This is a genomic window from Bacillus sp. FJAT-18017 (genome assembly GCF_001278805.1).
Lineage (GTDB): Bacteria > Bacillota > Bacilli > Bacillales > Cytobacillaceae > Bacillus_D.
The window spans coordinates 2,975,936-2,990,907 of record NZ_CP012602.1 but is presented as its reverse complement, the minus strand read 5'-3'; the positions used below and the strand labels follow the sequence as shown (position 1 = coordinate 2,990,907).

Here is a 14,972-nt window from a genome sequence, read left to right as displayed (position 1 = left end):
TGGTTTTTTGGAGATTAAACCTTATACAGGAGGGGATGAGGAACCATTCAGGTATTGGATGCAGCCTCGACTATTACTACTTATATCGGAAGTATTTACAATTATTACGGGGGTTATCAAAATATATAAAACGTTAAAAAGAAGCGGCACCCCTTGAAGGATGCCGCTCCTTTCGTTTCACCTGCCCAGTGATTACCAGCGGTGCGCTTTAGCGTTGCTCCTTAGGATAATCTCTGTTTGAGACATGCGCGTTTCTCCGTTAAGCTGCGATTTGGTGTGCTTCCGGCGTGCATTTGCGTGGTGAAAAAGCCCTGAACGTGGGTCTAGCATGTTCCTGTAGCTCATTCGATTCACCTCGGGTGCAGGATTTTGTGAAACGAAGGCTTCATCAATAGCCTTTAGGTTATCTTTTGTTAAATGGGTGGAAATTAAACCTTGGTTGTAGGCATGAGCTACTTTCTCGAGGGCAACAGCCAATTTTTCAAAAAAAGCATTAGCGTAATATGTCTTCAATTCTCGCTACTGTTTCTGAATCCAGCTTGACACCGCTGGCTTTGACGTTTTCTTCGACTTGCTCGGGGCGGCTTGCTCCAATAAGTGCGCTTGATACTCCAGGCTGGCGCAAAACCCAGGCTAGGGCGAGTTGGGACAGTGTTAAATCTTGATCGTTCGCGACCGACTTTAGCTGATTGACTTTGTTTAGGTTTTCGGAAGTTAATAGGCCGAACAGAGACTCGTATCCCTCTACGGAAGCGCGGCTGCCCGGAGGTGCAACTTGTCCGTGCTGGTATTTGCCGGTCAGGACACCCTGAGCAAGCGGGGAGAAGACTACCTGGCCAATGCCGTGTTTTTCGCTTACGGGCAGGATGCTTTCTTCGATATAGCGCTGAAGCATACTGTATCGCGGCTGGTTGACAACGATTCTGTCAAGAAGCTTTTTATCGGCAAGGTGTACGGCGTCAGTGATTTGCTCGGCTGTCCATTCACTAACGCCGATATAGAGAACTTTTCCCTGGCGCACGAGGTCATCGAGCGCGCGCAACGTTTCCTCAAGCGGTGTTTCAGGGTCGTAGCGGTGGCAGTAATAGAGATCAACATAGTCGGTTCCGAGCCGCTTCAGGCTTGCATTTGCTTGTTCGGTAATATGCTTGCGGGAGAGGCCTTTGTCGTTTGGTCCTTCGCCCATTTTGCCGAAAACCTTTGTGGCAAGCACATAAGATTCACGCGGGTATTTACTGAGCGCCTTTCCGACGACGATTTCAGCTTCACCTTTTATGTATACATTGGCTGTGTCAAAGAAATTAATGCCAAGCTCGTAGGCTTTATCAATCGAGGCCTCGGCCTTTTGGCCCTCAACATAGCCTCCGTAGGTGAGCCAGCTGCCGAGCGAGATTTCGCTAACCTTTAAACCGGTTTTCCCTAATCTGCGATACTGCATCATTTTTTCCTCCAGAAAATAGTTTGGGTTTCGAACTTAATGTACAACATTTCCACTAAACGGAGCAATTTTTGGTTAGGATAAAAAGACAATTTCCAGCGGCTCTTAGTAAGCGCAATATTCCGAATGGTAAATTTATTATAAAATACGAAAATATACAGACGGGAAGGTTTCGTGTTATAGTAATAAGAAAATTTATAGAAATGTGTTGGGAAGGTGAGTCAATGGCAACGAATGACAGCATGTTTCCGCTTAGGCGGGATGTGAAAATGCTAGGTAATATCCTGGGGGAAATCCTTACATTCAATGGAGGAGAGGCACTTTTTCAAACGGTCGAAAAACTCAGGCTGATGTGCAAGGACCTCCGTGAAGATTTTAATAAAAGCATTTACGATGAACTTAAGCAGGAAATCGCAAACCTTGATCCAAACCTTAGGAGACAAGTGATACGGGCATTTGCGACCTACTTCCATTTAATCAATGCCGCAGAGCAAAACCACCGAATTCGCAGGCGGCGGGAATATCAGTTAAATGAGGATGCTGATAAGCAGCCGGGTTCAATTGACCGGGCAATCCTTTCTTTAAAGGAAAATGAGATTGATCCCGAAATCATCCGTAATGTGCTTGCTGAATTGTCGCTTGAACTGGTCATCACAGCGCATCCCACTGAAGCGACGAAGCGTTCTGTCCTAGAGATTCAGAAGCGGATTGCTGATTTATTAAAAAGTCTCGATAATCCTCTTTTATCAAGAAAAGAACGTACGAAAATCGAAGAGAGCCTTTTTAATGAAGTAGCAGCTCTTTGGCAGACAGATGAACTGCGTGACAGAAAACCGACGGTCATCGATGAAGTGCGGAATGGCCTTTATTACTTCGATCAAACCCTCTTTGATGTACTGCCTGATATTCATCAGGAGGTCGAGGAGTGCCTTGTCCACTATTATCCTGGTGAAAAGTGGAAGGTGCCGACATTCCTTAGGTTTGGGTCATGGATTGGCGGCGACCGGGATGGCAATCCTCATGTAACTGCGGAAGTGACATGGGAAACCTTGATACGCCAGCGCAAGCTTGTTTTGAAAAAGTATCGGAATGTACTAGTGGAACTGATGAGACGGTTTAGTCATGCTACATCAAGAGCAGAGATCAGTGATGAATTGATTGAGTCAGTAAAGCGGGACGAGCAGTTATTTTTGCCGGAAGAAAAGCGATGGACTGTGGAAGAGGAACAATACCGCCGCAAATTCGCTGTTATGATTGAGCGAGTAAAGCAGGTAGGGCAAAGTGAGGTTGGGTACAATGGACCCGAGGAACTTCTCGAAGATCTCGAAATCGTCCGCCGCAGTGTATATACCCACCATCCGGCAAACCGCGAGCTAAAGATGCTTGAAAAATTAATCCGCCAGGTAAATCTGTTTGGATTTCATCTTGCGACTCTCGACATCCGCAATCATAGCGGCGAACATGAGGCCGCAATAACTGAGATTTTGCGCAAGGTCCGGATTGCCGAGGATTATCGGAGCCTGCCAGAGGAGAAAAAGCAGGAAATCCTTTTGAATTTGCTTCAGGACCCAAGGCCGGTGCTCCTTCTGCATGAGGATTATTCACCTGAAACACAGGAAATGATCCGTGTTTTCCAGCTAATCCGTGAAGCTCATCAGGAGTTCGGCAGACAGTCGATTTCGGTTTATTTAATTAGTATGACAGAGTCTGTCAGCGACCTGCTTGAAGTACTGCTTTTAGCAAAAGAAGCGGGCATTTACAGGCTCCATGTAGATGGGTCGGTTGAATCGGATTTGAATGTAGCACCGCTTCTTGAAACAATTGATGACCTGACAGCCGGACCGAAAATCATGGAAACTCTTTTCAACATACCTTTATATCGAGAGCATTTAAGAAAGCTTGGCGACCGCCAGGAAATTATGCTTGGTTACTCGGACGGAAGCAAGGACGGCGGCACCATGACGGCGAACTGGAAGCTGTACAAAGCACAGTTGGAAATTCATGAGATGGCGAAGAAATACAATGTCGGTCTTAAGTTCTTCCACGGCCGCGGCGGTTCGCTAGGGCGCGGCGGCGGTCCATTGAATCGGAGCCTCTTGTCGCAGCCGGCGGAAACGTTTGGTGATGGCATTAAAATTACAGAGCAGGGTGAAGTTCTTTCATCCCGCTATCTCCTTGAGGATATCGCCTACCGAAGCCTTGAACAGGCAACTTCAACAATGCTGCAGGTGGCGACTCATGTATCAAAAGAGTCTGAACAGGATTTCCGGGACCCGCGTTTTGTTGTGGCAATCGAGGAAATTTCCGCGGCGTCACTCGCTAAGTACCAATCACTGGTATTCGAGGATCAAGACTTCCTGACTTATTTTAACCAGGCAACGCCGTTGAATGAGATAGGTGAACTGAATATTGGTTCGCGTCCGATGGCAAGGAAGAATTCCCAGAAATTCGAAAATCTTCGTGCGATTCCCTGGGTATTCGCCTGGACTCAAAGCAGGCAGCTGCTTCCTGGATGGTATGCGGCAGGGACCGGCCTTGAAAGCTTTGCCGAGGCAGGCGAGGAGAATATGGCACTGCTTCAGGAAATGTACGAAAAGTGGCCATTCTTCCGTTCGACTATCGACAATCTGCAAATGGCCCTGACAAAGGCCGATATCACGACAGCAAGGGAATATGCCGCCCTCGTCGATGATAAGGAAGCAGGGGATCGGATTTTCAGGAATATTAAAGACGAATACAAGCGGACCCGAAGAATTCTGCTTCAAATTTCCGGAGATTCGGAACTGCTTGATCACTCACCGAACATCAAGGCATCTGTACGCAGACGTAATCCTTATATCGACCCGCTTAACTTCCTCCAGGTAGAGCTGATTAAGCTATTGAGAGCGAAGGATCATAATGATGATGAGTTGATGAATGAGATTCTATTGACTATCAGCGGCATTGCTGCAGGACTTAGGAATACTGGCTGATAATGGGGCTCCCTTCTTAGAAGGGGGCCTTATTTTTCCTGGACGGTAGTAAGCTGTAAATAGTACTAGTAGCGGAGTCGCTAAAAATGAATTACATAAAAATAAAACCAGAATACATGAAATAGATAAGTGCCCATAGGAATCGAAAAAGTGCCCATAGAAATAAAGAAAGTGCCCATAGAAATCGAGAAAGTGCCCATAGAGATTAAAAAAGTGCACATAATAGGCTAGCGTTTGCCAACCAACGGCACAATAGAGCTGATTTCGATCAACAAAATCAAAAAGCCCGGCACCAGCCGGACTTCCGATAAAATCTATTCCTGGAAGTTCAGCTCCCAAGTAATTCCGAATTCATCGCGGACCTTGGCGTAGGTCGCTCCCCAGAATGTTTTTTGCAGTTCCATGTAAACTGTGCCGTTATCAGAAAGCTTTTCATAGGCATTTCTGATTTCTTCCTCACTTTCAAATTCCAGAACAAGTGAAACATTGCTTCCTATTGTAACTTCATGTCCTGCAGCTGCATCTGAGACCATGATGGTCAGGTCACCTTTGCGGAACCGGCCATGAATGAGAAGGTCATTGGCTCCAGGCGGTGTTGGATAATCAGCCTCCCCGTACGTTTGCAGACCCTCAAGTTCGCCCCCGAAAACATCCTGATATTTTTCCAGAGCAGAGCGGGCATTTCCGTTAAAACTAAGATATGGCGTAATATGCTGTTTCATTTATACAACCCCTTTCCAGTCATAGAAAATAGTATTCTCTCTTGCAATGTGAAAATCCTCTATTCTTGAAATTTTTGACGGCATGATAAGCAAACCCCTATAATTTTATTAAATGGATTAAATTTTCTGAAAGGTTGGTTTTTGTGGACATTACATATGAATTTGCAAAAGAACTTGACCGGCAGGACCCGCTTGCAAGGTTCAGGGATGAATTTTATATAAACAAAGGGATGATTTACGTGGATGGCAATTCTCTGGGGCTTCTTTCGAAAAGGGCAGAGGCGTCCCTGCTTCAACTTATGGAATCGTGGAAAACGCTTGGAATTGACGGCTGGACTTCCGGGGAAAATCCCTGGTTTTACCTCGCCGAAACTCTCGGGGCAAAGATGGCTCCGCTTGTTGGAGCAGCTGCCGAGGAAGTGATTGTAACTGGGACTACCACGGCGAACCTTCACCAGCTTGCTGCAACATTTTACAAACCTTCCGGAAAAAGAACAAAGATTCTCGCGGACGAACTCAATTTTCCCAGCGATATTTATGCCCTGCAAAGCCAGCTTCAATTAAAAGGTTTTGACCCGGATGAGCATCTAATTCGAGTGAAAAGCCGTGACGGCCAAACACTGCGAGAGGAAGACATCATCGGTGCCATGTCGGAGGATATTGCCTTGATTGTTCTGCCTGGTGTATTGTACCGGAGCGGTCAAGTCCTTGATATCGAGCTTTTAACAAAAGAAGCGCACAAACGTGGTATCCCGATCGGTTTCGACCTTTGCCATTCGATTGGGGCAATTCCTCATGAGCTTAGCAGTTGGGATGTCGACTTCGCGTTTTGGTGCACATACAAACATTTAAACGGAGGACCGGGAGCCTCTGGCGGCCTATACGTAAACAACCGCCATTTCGGAACAGTGCCAGGTCTTGCCGGCTGGTTCAGCTCCAACAAGGAAAAGCAATTCGATATGGAACACGCGCTGACTCCAGCGGATGATGCTGGAGCATTTCAGATTGGCACACCAAACATTCTCAGCATGGCTCCACTAATCGGTTCTCTTGAAATGTTCAAAGAGGCTGGCATGGCAGAAATTCGAAAAAAATCACTGGGATTGACAGAATATCTTATGCGCTTGATAGAAAGTGAATTGAAAAACCATGGATTGATTATACGAAATCCTCTGGATTTTAAAACACGCGGAGGGCATATCTTTCTGGAGCATCCGGAAGCAGCGAGGATTTGCAAGGCACTGAAGGCGGATGGAGTCATCCCGGATTTTCGCTCGCCGAATGGAATCCGGCTTGCACCGGCAGCCCTCTACAATACATTCGAGGACGTCTGGAATACCGTCCAAATTCTAAAAGCAATTATGGTCGATGAAAAATACAAGCAGTTCGAAAACAAACGCGGAGTTGTGGCATGAAAAAATGGATCGATATTTCACAACCACTAGATGATACAATTGGCCATTGGCCAGGTGACACGCCATTTAGCTATGAAACTGCTTTTACAAAGGAACAAACGGGCTCCGTCAACATCGGCCGTATCACCACAAGCCTTCACACAGGAACCCATGTTGACGCGCCGTTTCATTTTGATAATAGTGGCGCCAAAATCATCGACCTTGATATTGAGGTGTTTATTGGGGCTGCCCGGGTGATAGATGTTTCTTCTTTTTCCAGGATTGATAGAAATGCTCTAAGTAGTTTCAACCTGGACGGAGTGAAGCGGCTGTTATTGAAAACATCCATCCCGAATAACCCGCAGCTATTTCCTGAAAAGATTCCGGTCATTGAAGCAGACATTGCGGCTTATCTTGGTGAAAAGGGCGTTATCTTAATCGGCGTCGATGTCCCGTCCGTTGACCCGCTCGACAGCAAGGACATGGAAACGCACCATGCCTTTCATCAGCATCGGATTCATATTTTGGAAAACATCATGCTTGATAGGGTGGAAGATGGTGAGTATGAGCTGATTGCACTGCCGCTTCCGCTAAAAGATGCTGACGGAAGCCCAGTCCGTGCAGTGCTTAGAAGACTGGAAGGGGGATCTGCATGAGCAACGAAGAAATCAATGCAACCAAATCTGAATCAACCATCCATACCGATTTTTCGAATAATATGACCTACGGTGAATACTTGCAGCTGGATAAAATTCTGTCAGCACAAAGTCGCTTGACCGGCCATCATGATGAAATGTTATTTATTATCATCCACCAGGTGACCGAGCTATGGATGAAACTGATTCTCCATGAAGTTCAAGCGGCAATTGTTTCTATAAAAAAAGGCGACCTGGCTTCTGCTCAAAAAAACCTGGCCCGTGTCTCAAAGACCCAATCACAAATTATTCAGGCCTGGGATGTCCTTTCGACACTGACGCCTTCTGAATATACGGAGTTCCGCGATTCCCTTGGCCAGGCTTCAGGCTTTCAATCATTTCAATACAGAATGCTTGAATTCGCGCTTGGTTACAAAACACCTCACATCCTCAAAATCTATCAAAAGGATTCCGAGTTATTGGAGGTGCTCCAAAAAGCGTACGAAGCTCCCGGACTCTATGATGTGGCAATCGATGCGCTTCATAGGGCCGGGATTCCAGTGGATGAAGAGGTTCTGCAACGGGATTTTACAAAGGCGTACAAGGAGAACGAGTCTGTCAAAGCTGCTTGGATGATAGTCTACAAAAACCCGAAAGTCTATTGGGAACTGTACGAGCTCGCCGAAAAGCTGGTTGATATCGAAGACTGGCTCCAGCAATGGCGCTTCCGCCATATGAAGACGGTTGAAAGAATCATAGGCTTCAAGAAGGGGACCGGCGGCTCATCTGGAGTAGGCTACCTGAAAAAAGTGCTCGACCAGCGATTTTTCCCTGAGCTATGGGCAATCAGAACAGAACTTTAGGTTAGTGGCGTGGGAGGATAGAGGATTCTTATTACCAACGGTTAACCGTGGTATTTCACGTTAGGAATAATTATAAACAAAGAAACAAGGGAGCCAGCGGCGGGTTCCCTTGTTTTTTTACACAAATAACTAACAATTCTACAAATTCCAGCAGATTGTTATGGTAAAAGTAACCTATTGCCGATAAAATGGAAATATATAGATGCTAGGATGTGAAGAATTTGAAGCAAAAGAAAAAGAAAAAGCGATATGTACCTCTCAGGTTGAACCTGCTGTTCCTAGGTGTATTTGTATTGTTTTCCATGTTGATTGTTCGGCTAGGCATCGTCCAAATTGTGTATGGCAATGATTTTAAGAGAGAAGTAGAACGGACTGAGGATGTTACTGTAAAATATCCTGTTCCCAGGGGGAAGATGTATGACCGGAACAAAAATATTATCGTGGATAATACTCCTTTAAATGCAATTATTTATACGAAATACCAGAACACCAAACCAGAAGAAATGCTTGAAACTGCCAGGAAACTGGCAAAACTGATTGATAAAAAGCCGGGGAAAATACCCGAGTGGGAATTAATAGATTACTGGCTTTTGAATAACGAGAAAGAGGCAAAAGCTAAAATAACCATAAAAGAATGGGATTTATATGATGAAAAGAAATTGAAAGACAAGGATATTTACCGGCTTCAAGTAGAACGGGTGACAAAAGCCGAACTTGAAAGCATCACGAGCGACAGAACTGAAATGGAAGTGCTCGCTATTTACAGGAAGTTTAAAGCAGGCTATGCGCAGTCGCCTCAAATCGTTAAAAGCGGCAGAAATCAGAAAAGCCCTGAAGATGATAAAGATGCTGAAATCGTAACCGATAAGGAGTTCGCTGCGGTAAGTGAGAACCTTGAAGATCTTCCCGGAGTAGATACGACGACTGATTGGAAACGGAAGCATGTATTCGGGGACACCCTCAGATCGATTCTCGGTAATGTATCTGATGATGAAAAGGGGCTTCCGAAACAAAGGCTCGACTACTATATGTCGAGGGGATACAGCAGGAACGACAGAGTTGGTACAAGCTATATCGAACAGCAATATGAGGATATTCTCCGAGGCCAGAAGGCCCAAGTCAAAAACGAAACAGATAAGAAAGGGACAATTATTGAGACGAAGCTTGTGTCAGAGGGAAAACGGGGAAAGGACATTGTCCTAACCATTGACATGGACCTGCAGAGAGCTGTTGAGAAAATAATTGAAGACGAACTATGGGCTGGAAAAAGAAGCGGCAGTTCACCTCTTCTTGATAGGGCATTTGTTGTCCTTACCAATCCACATACCGGCGAGATCCTGACCATGGCCGGGAAAAAGATTGAGAGAGATAAGGAAACGGGAAAGTATGAAATGGGCGATTATGCCTTAGGTACCTTTACCACATCCTATAATGTCGGTTCTGCTGTAAAAGGAGCAACCATATATACAGGATTTAAAGAAGGTGTGATAGTACCCGGTTCTACATTTTATGACGCCCCCTTACTGATTAAAGATACAGATGAAAAATCTTCATGGAAAGCTGGGATTGGCACAACTAATGATATTAGGGCCCTTGAGCTTTCCTCAAACGTCTATATGTTTCACATTGCGATAAAAATTGGAGGAGCATTTTATAAACCCAATCAGCCTTTAAGTATAAATTTGGATGGTTTTAATAAAATGAGATCATCATTCGGCCAGTTGGGGCTAGGAACCAGAACAGGCATTGACCTTCCTGGAGAGTCGGCGGGATTCCCGGGTCCATTAGAAGGGGGCAAGCTGCTAGACTTGGCGATTGGCCAGTATGATACGTATACCCCGATGCAGCTGGCGCAATATGTTTCCACAATTGCCAATGGAGGAAAAAGGGTTCAACTCCATATTTTAAAAGAGATACGCGAGCCGGAATTGGATAATAAGGAACTCGGCCCCTTGATCAAGGAGTTTCAGCCGAAGGTCTTGAACAAACTCGATGGCAGTCAGGTTTGGATTGATCAAATCCATAAAGGGTTCTGGCGCGTCATGCATGGTTCTGAAGGAACAGCAACTCGAACATTCTCCAAAGCAGCATACAATCCAGCTGGAAAAACCGGAACTGCTGAATCTTTTTATGATGGCTTTGAGCGGAAAAACTTCGGGAAAATCCCTCCTGCGGTTATGAATCTCAGCCTGGTCAGCTATGCTCCGGCTGATAAACCGGAAGTGGCAATGGCGGTCGTTGTGCCATGGGCTTATTCAGGAAGCCGCGGTCCCGGTTATAATAGCACGATTGGAAAAAAAGTGCTCGATGCGTATTTTGAGCTTAAAGAAAAGCGGCAAAAAGAAAACGAGCCAGCTGAAAATAGCGCTACAACCCCTTAAAAGTTAGCTGTTAGTGGATATTTTTGATTTATTAGCATTGTTGGTTGGAGCGGAAGGCGCGAAGACTCGTTCGAAAATGCAAAGACCGCATTTTCTCCTGCGGTGCTTTTTCTGGGAAGATTACCCAACGTCCTACGGGAGAAAAGGTCAGTGGGAGACCCCACAGGCGCTCGCGCTGAGGAGAAATGAAAGCGAAGGCGACTGCCCAGCTCCGACAAGCGCTGAAGGACCGAAGCGACCTCGAGGAGCTAGGAGCCGCAGCTAGACAGGCTCCCAGGCCGCCCGTGGAAAGCGAAGCGCCTCGTGACAGGCAAAGGGCGCCTGTCCCTGCGATGTTTATTCCCAGAAGCTTTCCTTTGTGGAGTGGAAATCAACAACGTGTTTAACATAGCTTAAAAGTTAAATGAAAACCATTAAGCAACAGGACCGTAAAAGAGTCCTGTTGCTTTTAGTTTTTTCAAGTCCAAAACGATTGAGAGGCCTCTTGTTTTAAATACTTCTTTTATCATGCTAGTATTTATAGAAGAGAAACTAAACAAGCCATGGAGTGTGAAGCATGAATAAAGACCAGCTAGACATTAAACTGATTGCATTGGATATGGATGGAACATTGCTGAATGAAGTGCACAAAGTTTCGGAGGCAAATCGTGAAGCTATTAGGCAGGCGGAGGCTAAAGGTGTAAAGGTTGTCCTTAGTACAGGGCGGAGCCTGGCGACTTGCAAGGAATATGCAGTATCCCTGCAATTATCCTCATACCTGGTGACCGTAAATGGTGCAGAAGTTTGGGGGCCGGATGGAGAGCTCGTTGCCCGAAACCCTGTCAGCATTCCATTAATGAAGTGGATGCACGATCTATCTACTGAACATAAAACTAAGTTCTGGGCAATCAGCACAAACGGGGTTTTCAGAGAGAAGATGCCGGACGACTTCGATCAGCGTGAATGGTTGAAGTTTGGTTTTGATATACCAAACGATGAAATTAGGGCGGCAATTTTAGCGTTGCTCAAGGAAAAAGGCGAGCTCGAAGTCAGCAACTCAAGCCCGACCAATATCGAGGTTAATTCTGTCGGGATCAATAAGGCCGCAGCGTTGAATCAGGTGTGCGATCTGCTTTCGATCAAAATGGAAAACGTGATGGCAGTCGGTGACAGCCTGAATGACATACTTATGATAAAAGAAGCAGGGCTTGGCATCGCGATGGGCAATGCCCAGGACGTAGTCAAGGAGGCAGCAGACTGGGTCACCGCACCAAACACAGAAGATGGAGTTGCAAAAGCAATCCAAAAATGGGTGCTTTAAAGGTAAAGCACTTTTGGAGAGACAAAGAAGGCAAGATTCGTTAAAGTATGTTATAATTTGTCGGTATGAGTAGTTATACCTATATAATTTTATTGCAGAAGGGGATGGGTACGAATGAGTAATGGAATTTTTAAAATCCCGACACCTACAAATGAGCCTGGCAACACATATGCACCAGGTACAAAAGAACGGGAAACCTTAAAAGCTGAATTAAAACGACAATCTGAAACCAAAGTTGAGATCCCTGTCATTATAAATGGCCAGGATGTAAAGACAGATACAATCAAGCAAGTTGTTATGCCGCATGACCATCAGCATGTTCTTGCCAACTACTCCCAGGCCGGGGAAAAAGAACTGCGTGATGCAATTGAAGCAGCAATGGCTGCGAAAGAAGAATGGGCAAATATGGCATGGGAACACCGTGCAGCTATTTTCCTTAAAGCAGCCGACCTAATCTCTGGTCCATACCGTGATGTCATGAATGCTGCAACTATGCTTGGCCAGTCCAAAACAGCTTACCAGGCAGAAATCGATTCTGCACAGGAATTGATAGACTTCTTGCGTTTTGGTGTCGATTACGCAAATCAAATCTATCAAATCCAGCCTGCAAGCATGAAGAATATTTGGAATCGTACAGATTACCGTCCATTGGATGGCTTCGTATTGGCGATTTCTCCATTCAACTTCACAGCAATTGGCGGGAACCTGCCTGCAGCACCTGCGATGATGGGTAACGTGGTTGTTTGGAAGCCAGCATCAACTTCGATCCTTGCAAACTACTACTTTATGCGAATCCTTGAAGAAGCAGGATTGCCAAAAGGTGTTATCAATTTCGTTCCATCACGTGGTTCACAGGTATCAGAAGTGGTACTGACGGATCCTCGTATGTCCGGATTCCACTTTACTGGATCAACAAGCACGTTCCAGACAATTTGGAAAACAGTTGGCGAAAACATCCATAGATACCACTCGTATCCTCGCCTAATTGGGGAAACAGGCGGTAAAGACTTTGTCTTTGCACACGAAAGTGCGCAAGCTGATAAAGTTGTAGCCAACCTTGTCCGCGGTGCATTTGAATACCAGGGACAAAAATGTTCAGCAGCTTCCCGTGCTTACATTCCTGCAAGCATGTGGGAAGAAGTAAAAGCTGGCATGTTGGAAGAAGTTGCGAAAATTAAAGTCGGCGATGTCCGCGACTTCAGGAACTTCATGGGAGCTGTCATCGACAAGCCTGCATTTGATTCAATTGTCAGCTACATTGAAGCTGCAAAAGCTTCTGAAGACGCAGAAATACTTGCTGGCGGTACGTATGATGATTCTAAAGGATATTTCATCCAGCCGACCATCATTCTGACGAAGAATCCAAACTTCAAAACGTTGTGTGAAGAGATTTTCGGACCAGTCCTCACCATTTACGTTTATGAGAATGACAAACTGGAAGAAACATTGGATGCAGTGGATACAGCTTCCATGTATGCATTAACTGGTGCTATCTTTGCACAAGATCGCCAGGCAATCATGCATCTGGAACGCCGCTTGTCCGGAGCAGCAGGTAACTTCTACATCAATGACAAGCCAACTGGCGCTATGATCAACCAGCAGCCATTCGGCGGTTCCCGTGGATCAGGAACAAACGATAAAGCAGGTTCTGTATTCAACATGATTCGTTGGACCAGCCCTCGCGTTATCAAAGAAAACTTTGCTCCAACTACAGAAGTAGCTTATCCATTTATGGATGAAGAATAATATTCGATAATGAAGAGAGGTTGAAACGAATTCGTTTCAGCCTCTTTTTTTTGATTGGTTAAACTTAAGTTTTTTCCAGTAAATGTCTAAATGCTCATATCGGGGCAAAATTGGCTCATATGAGGCTCATATCCGAAGCAAATCGGCTCATATGAGTCTCATAAGGATACCCGGGCGAGTCCAGTAAGTAGTCACCTAGCTAAACGTTGCCGGGAACTGCTTAATAATCGCACCTGAAATAGCGTCGGCCATCATCAGGATATGGCGGTTTCCCCGGTCAGTGGCCAGGATATCTGCATCCCAATTCTTTTGGATGCGGGCGGCTACCATGTCCGTCAAGAGCCTTAAATGTGTATAGAACATTTCCTTGAACTGGGCTTTGTTCAAATTCGGGTTCGCCTTTGAAAGAAAATCAGTTATTTGGTCAGCATTGCGGAACCAGTCGGCATTTGCCTTGTTTAGCGCCTCCGTATTTCCGGCTTTGGCTGCCCCGACGACTTTAACCGCAATCGTAATATGCTCCTTGAGCAGATTTGTGAGGGTGTTCCCAGCTGCTTCACCGTAAACTGGCTTGATGGCATTGCCAAGGTCTTCCTGGTTTTTCAAAAGTCGTGCTAGAACTGGACCTGTGTCATCAAGACCTGCAACTGAGCTTTTGACAAGATCCCTTGTCCAAAACACATGGTCAGTCCAAAGAGTTCGATAATTCATTTTGAATTGCTCGGAGGAGCTTTTAACTGTCACAACAGGATTCCGGCCGTCCTTTTTCGCATAAGTCCCTTGAGGGGCGATAGCTGTGATAGCCAGCATTAGAAGAAGAAAGACTGAAAGAAACTTTTTCAAACGGTACAACTCCTTTTATTGGGATACATATGTAGTATGCGAAATATGTCATGCGGGTTATTCGTTTCCAGGTTTGCCGAGCCTAAATTCATGATGTTAAAATAAATTCAACTTGGCAAAGGGGGAGCAATTCAATGAACGAAGTGCAAACAATTGGAAAAGATATATTCCTTGAGCAGCTGGCCGCGGTTTATGATGCATCGGGATGGTTTACAGGACTCAAAGATGCGCTAAATGGTGTCACGTTCGAACAGGCGATATGGCAAGCGAATGAAAGTTCCAACTCGATCTGGGGCAACGTTCGCCACCTTGCGTATTGGAGCGAATTCTTTTTGGAAAAATATAAGCCCGGTTCAGTCGGAGAGATTGTCGAGCTTGAAAATGCGCGTACTTTCGATGTACTAGAACAGGAAAAAACCGAAGAGAATTGGAAGAAGGAAGTCGAACGCCTTGAACGGGCAATTGAAGGCTGGCGTAATGCGATGAATGAAAACCCCGGTAAACTTAATGAAGAAGACTGGACGAAGCTTATTGCTGGATACCTTCTTCATACTGCATACCATATCGGCCAAATTGTAACAATCCGCAAGCAGCAGGAAAGCTGGACTGCTTCGGGGCTTTAAAGCTTTTTTTTGAAAAAAAGACACAGGTTGCGTTAGCTAGCGTTCTGAAAGGGGA

General features: G+C 45.5%; 12 protein-coding genes. 8 read left to right on the top strand and 4 right to left on the bottom strand.

The genetic code is table 11. From position 1 onward, the window contains the following. Window positions 1-192 precede the first annotated feature (192 nt). Together AM500_RS25065 and AM500_RS14060 are read right to left on the bottom strand one after the other, a co-directional pair. Window positions 193-345 carry a YpzG family protein gene (locus AM500_RS25065; RefSeq protein WP_082347417.1) on the bottom strand — a complete coding sequence of 51 codons (153 nt, stop codon included), beginning with the start codon at window positions 343-345 and terminating at the stop codon, window positions 193-195. 148 nt (window positions 346-493) lie between these two features. Further along, window positions 494-1,438, bottom strand: a complete 945-nt coding sequence (locus AM500_RS14060; RefSeq protein WP_053599783.1) for an aldo/keto reductase family protein — start codon at window positions 1,436-1,438, stop codon at window positions 494-496. Window positions 1,439-1,662: 224 nt separating this feature from the next. Here AM500_RS14060 and ppc point away from each other — a divergent pair, with 224 nt between their 5' ends. Next, window positions 1,663-4,410 (top strand): phosphoenolpyruvate carboxylase, encoded by a 2,748-nt coding sequence (gene ppc, locus AM500_RS14055; protein WP_053599782.1) that lies wholly within the window; start codon window positions 1,663-1,665, stop codon window positions 4,408-4,410. Window positions 4,411-4,724: 314 nt separating this feature from the next. Here the strand turns inward: ppc and AM500_RS14050 are convergent, their stop codons facing one another. Further along, on the bottom strand, window positions 4,725-5,132 hold the full coding sequence (locus tag AM500_RS14050; protein ID WP_053599781.1) for a VOC family protein: 408 nt from the start codon (window positions 5,130-5,132) through the stop codon (window positions 4,725-4,727). A gap of 143 nt (window positions 5,133-5,275) precedes the next feature. Here AM500_RS14050 and kynU point away from each other — a divergent pair, with 143 nt between their 5' ends. From kynU to pruA, 6 genes are all read left to right on the top strand, one after another. Beyond that, complete coding sequence (gene kynU / locus AM500_RS14045) at window positions 5,276-6,547, top strand: kynureninase (RefSeq protein ID WP_053599780.1); 1,272 nt, start codon at window positions 5,276-5,278, stop codon at window positions 6,545-6,547. Beyond that, window positions 6,544-7,182: an arylformamidase gene (gene kynB / locus AM500_RS14040; RefSeq protein WP_053599779.1), complete on the top strand. Its 639-nt coding sequence runs from the start codon at window positions 6,544-6,546 to the stop codon at window positions 7,180-7,182. Before kynU ends, kynB begins: the two co-directional genes overlap by 4 nt. Next, window positions 7,179-8,024 (top strand): tryptophan 2,3-dioxygenase, encoded by an 846-nt coding sequence (gene kynA / locus AM500_RS14035; protein WP_053599778.1) that lies wholly within the window; start codon window positions 7,179-7,181, stop codon window positions 8,022-8,024. Before kynB ends, kynA begins: the two co-directional genes overlap by 4 nt. A gap of 212 nt (window positions 8,025-8,236) precedes the next feature. After that, on the top strand, window positions 8,237-10,405 hold the full coding sequence (locus AM500_RS14030) for a peptidoglycan D,D-transpeptidase FtsI family protein (RefSeq protein ID WP_442853972.1): 2,169 nt from the start codon (window positions 8,237-8,239) through the stop codon (window positions 10,403-10,405). Between the two features lie 556 nt (window positions 10,406-10,961). Beyond that, on the top strand, window positions 10,962-11,705 hold the full coding sequence (locus AM500_RS14020; RefSeq protein WP_053599775.1) for a Cof-type HAD-IIB family hydrolase: 744 nt from the start codon (window positions 10,962-10,964) through the stop codon (window positions 11,703-11,705). A gap of 114 nt (window positions 11,706-11,819) precedes the next feature. Next, window positions 11,820-13,451, top strand: coding sequence for an L-glutamate gamma-semialdehyde dehydrogenase (pruA, locus tag AM500_RS14015; RefSeq protein WP_053599774.1), 1,632 nt, complete (start codon window positions 11,820-11,822; stop codon window positions 13,449-13,451). A gap of 195 nt (window positions 13,452-13,646) precedes the next feature. Here pruA and AM500_RS14010 read toward each other — a convergent pair whose 3' ends face one another. Beyond that, the gene (locus tag AM500_RS14010; protein ID WP_053599773.1) at window positions 13,647-14,294 is read right to left on the bottom strand and encodes a hypothetical protein; all 648 of its coding nucleotides are present in this window, start codon (window positions 14,292-14,294) and stop codon (window positions 13,647-13,649) included. Window positions 14,295-14,428: 134 nt separating this feature from the next. On the opposite strand from AM500_RS14010, the gene AM500_RS14005 reads away from it, so the two are divergent. Beyond that, window positions 14,429-14,917 carry a DinB family protein gene (locus tag AM500_RS14005; RefSeq protein WP_053599772.1) on the top strand — a complete coding sequence of 163 codons (489 nt, stop codon included), beginning with the start codon at window positions 14,429-14,431 and terminating at the stop codon, window positions 14,915-14,917. Window positions 14,918-14,972 lie beyond the last annotated feature (55 nt).

What these genes read in the sequence shown, in the direction of transcription:
- ppc (WP_053599782.1), top strand. Translation starts at nt 1,663, where the DNA reads ATGGCAACGAATGACAGCATGTTTCCGCTTAGGCGGGATGTGAAAATG.
- pruA (WP_053599774.1), top strand. Translation starts at nt 11,820, where the DNA reads ATGAGTAATGGAATTTTTAAAATCCCGACACCTACAAATGAGCCTGGC.
- AM500_RS25065 (WP_082347417.1), bottom strand. Translation starts at nt 345, where the DNA reads ATGAGCTACAGGAACATGCTAGACCCACGTTCAGGGCTTTTTCACCAC.
- kynA (WP_053599778.1), top strand. Translation starts at nt 7,179, where the DNA reads ATGAGCAACGAAGAAATCAATGCAACCAAATCTGAATCAACCATCCAT.
- AM500_RS14020 (WP_053599775.1), top strand. Translation starts at nt 10,962, where the DNA reads ATGAATAAAGACCAGCTAGACATTAAACTGATTGCATTGGATATGGAT.
- kynB (WP_053599779.1), top strand. Translation starts at nt 6,544, where the DNA reads ATGAAAAAATGGATCGATATTTCACAACCACTAGATGATACAATTGGC.
- AM500_RS14050 (WP_053599781.1), bottom strand. Translation starts at nt 5,132, where the DNA reads ATGAAACAGCATATTACGCCATATCTTAGTTTTAACGGAAATGCCCGC.
- AM500_RS14005 (WP_053599772.1), top strand. Translation starts at nt 14,429, where the DNA reads ATGAACGAAGTGCAAACAATTGGAAAAGATATATTCCTTGAGCAGCTG.
- AM500_RS14060 (WP_053599783.1), bottom strand. Translation starts at nt 1,438, where the DNA reads ATGCAGTATCGCAGATTAGGGAAAACCGGTTTAAAGGTTAGCGAAATC.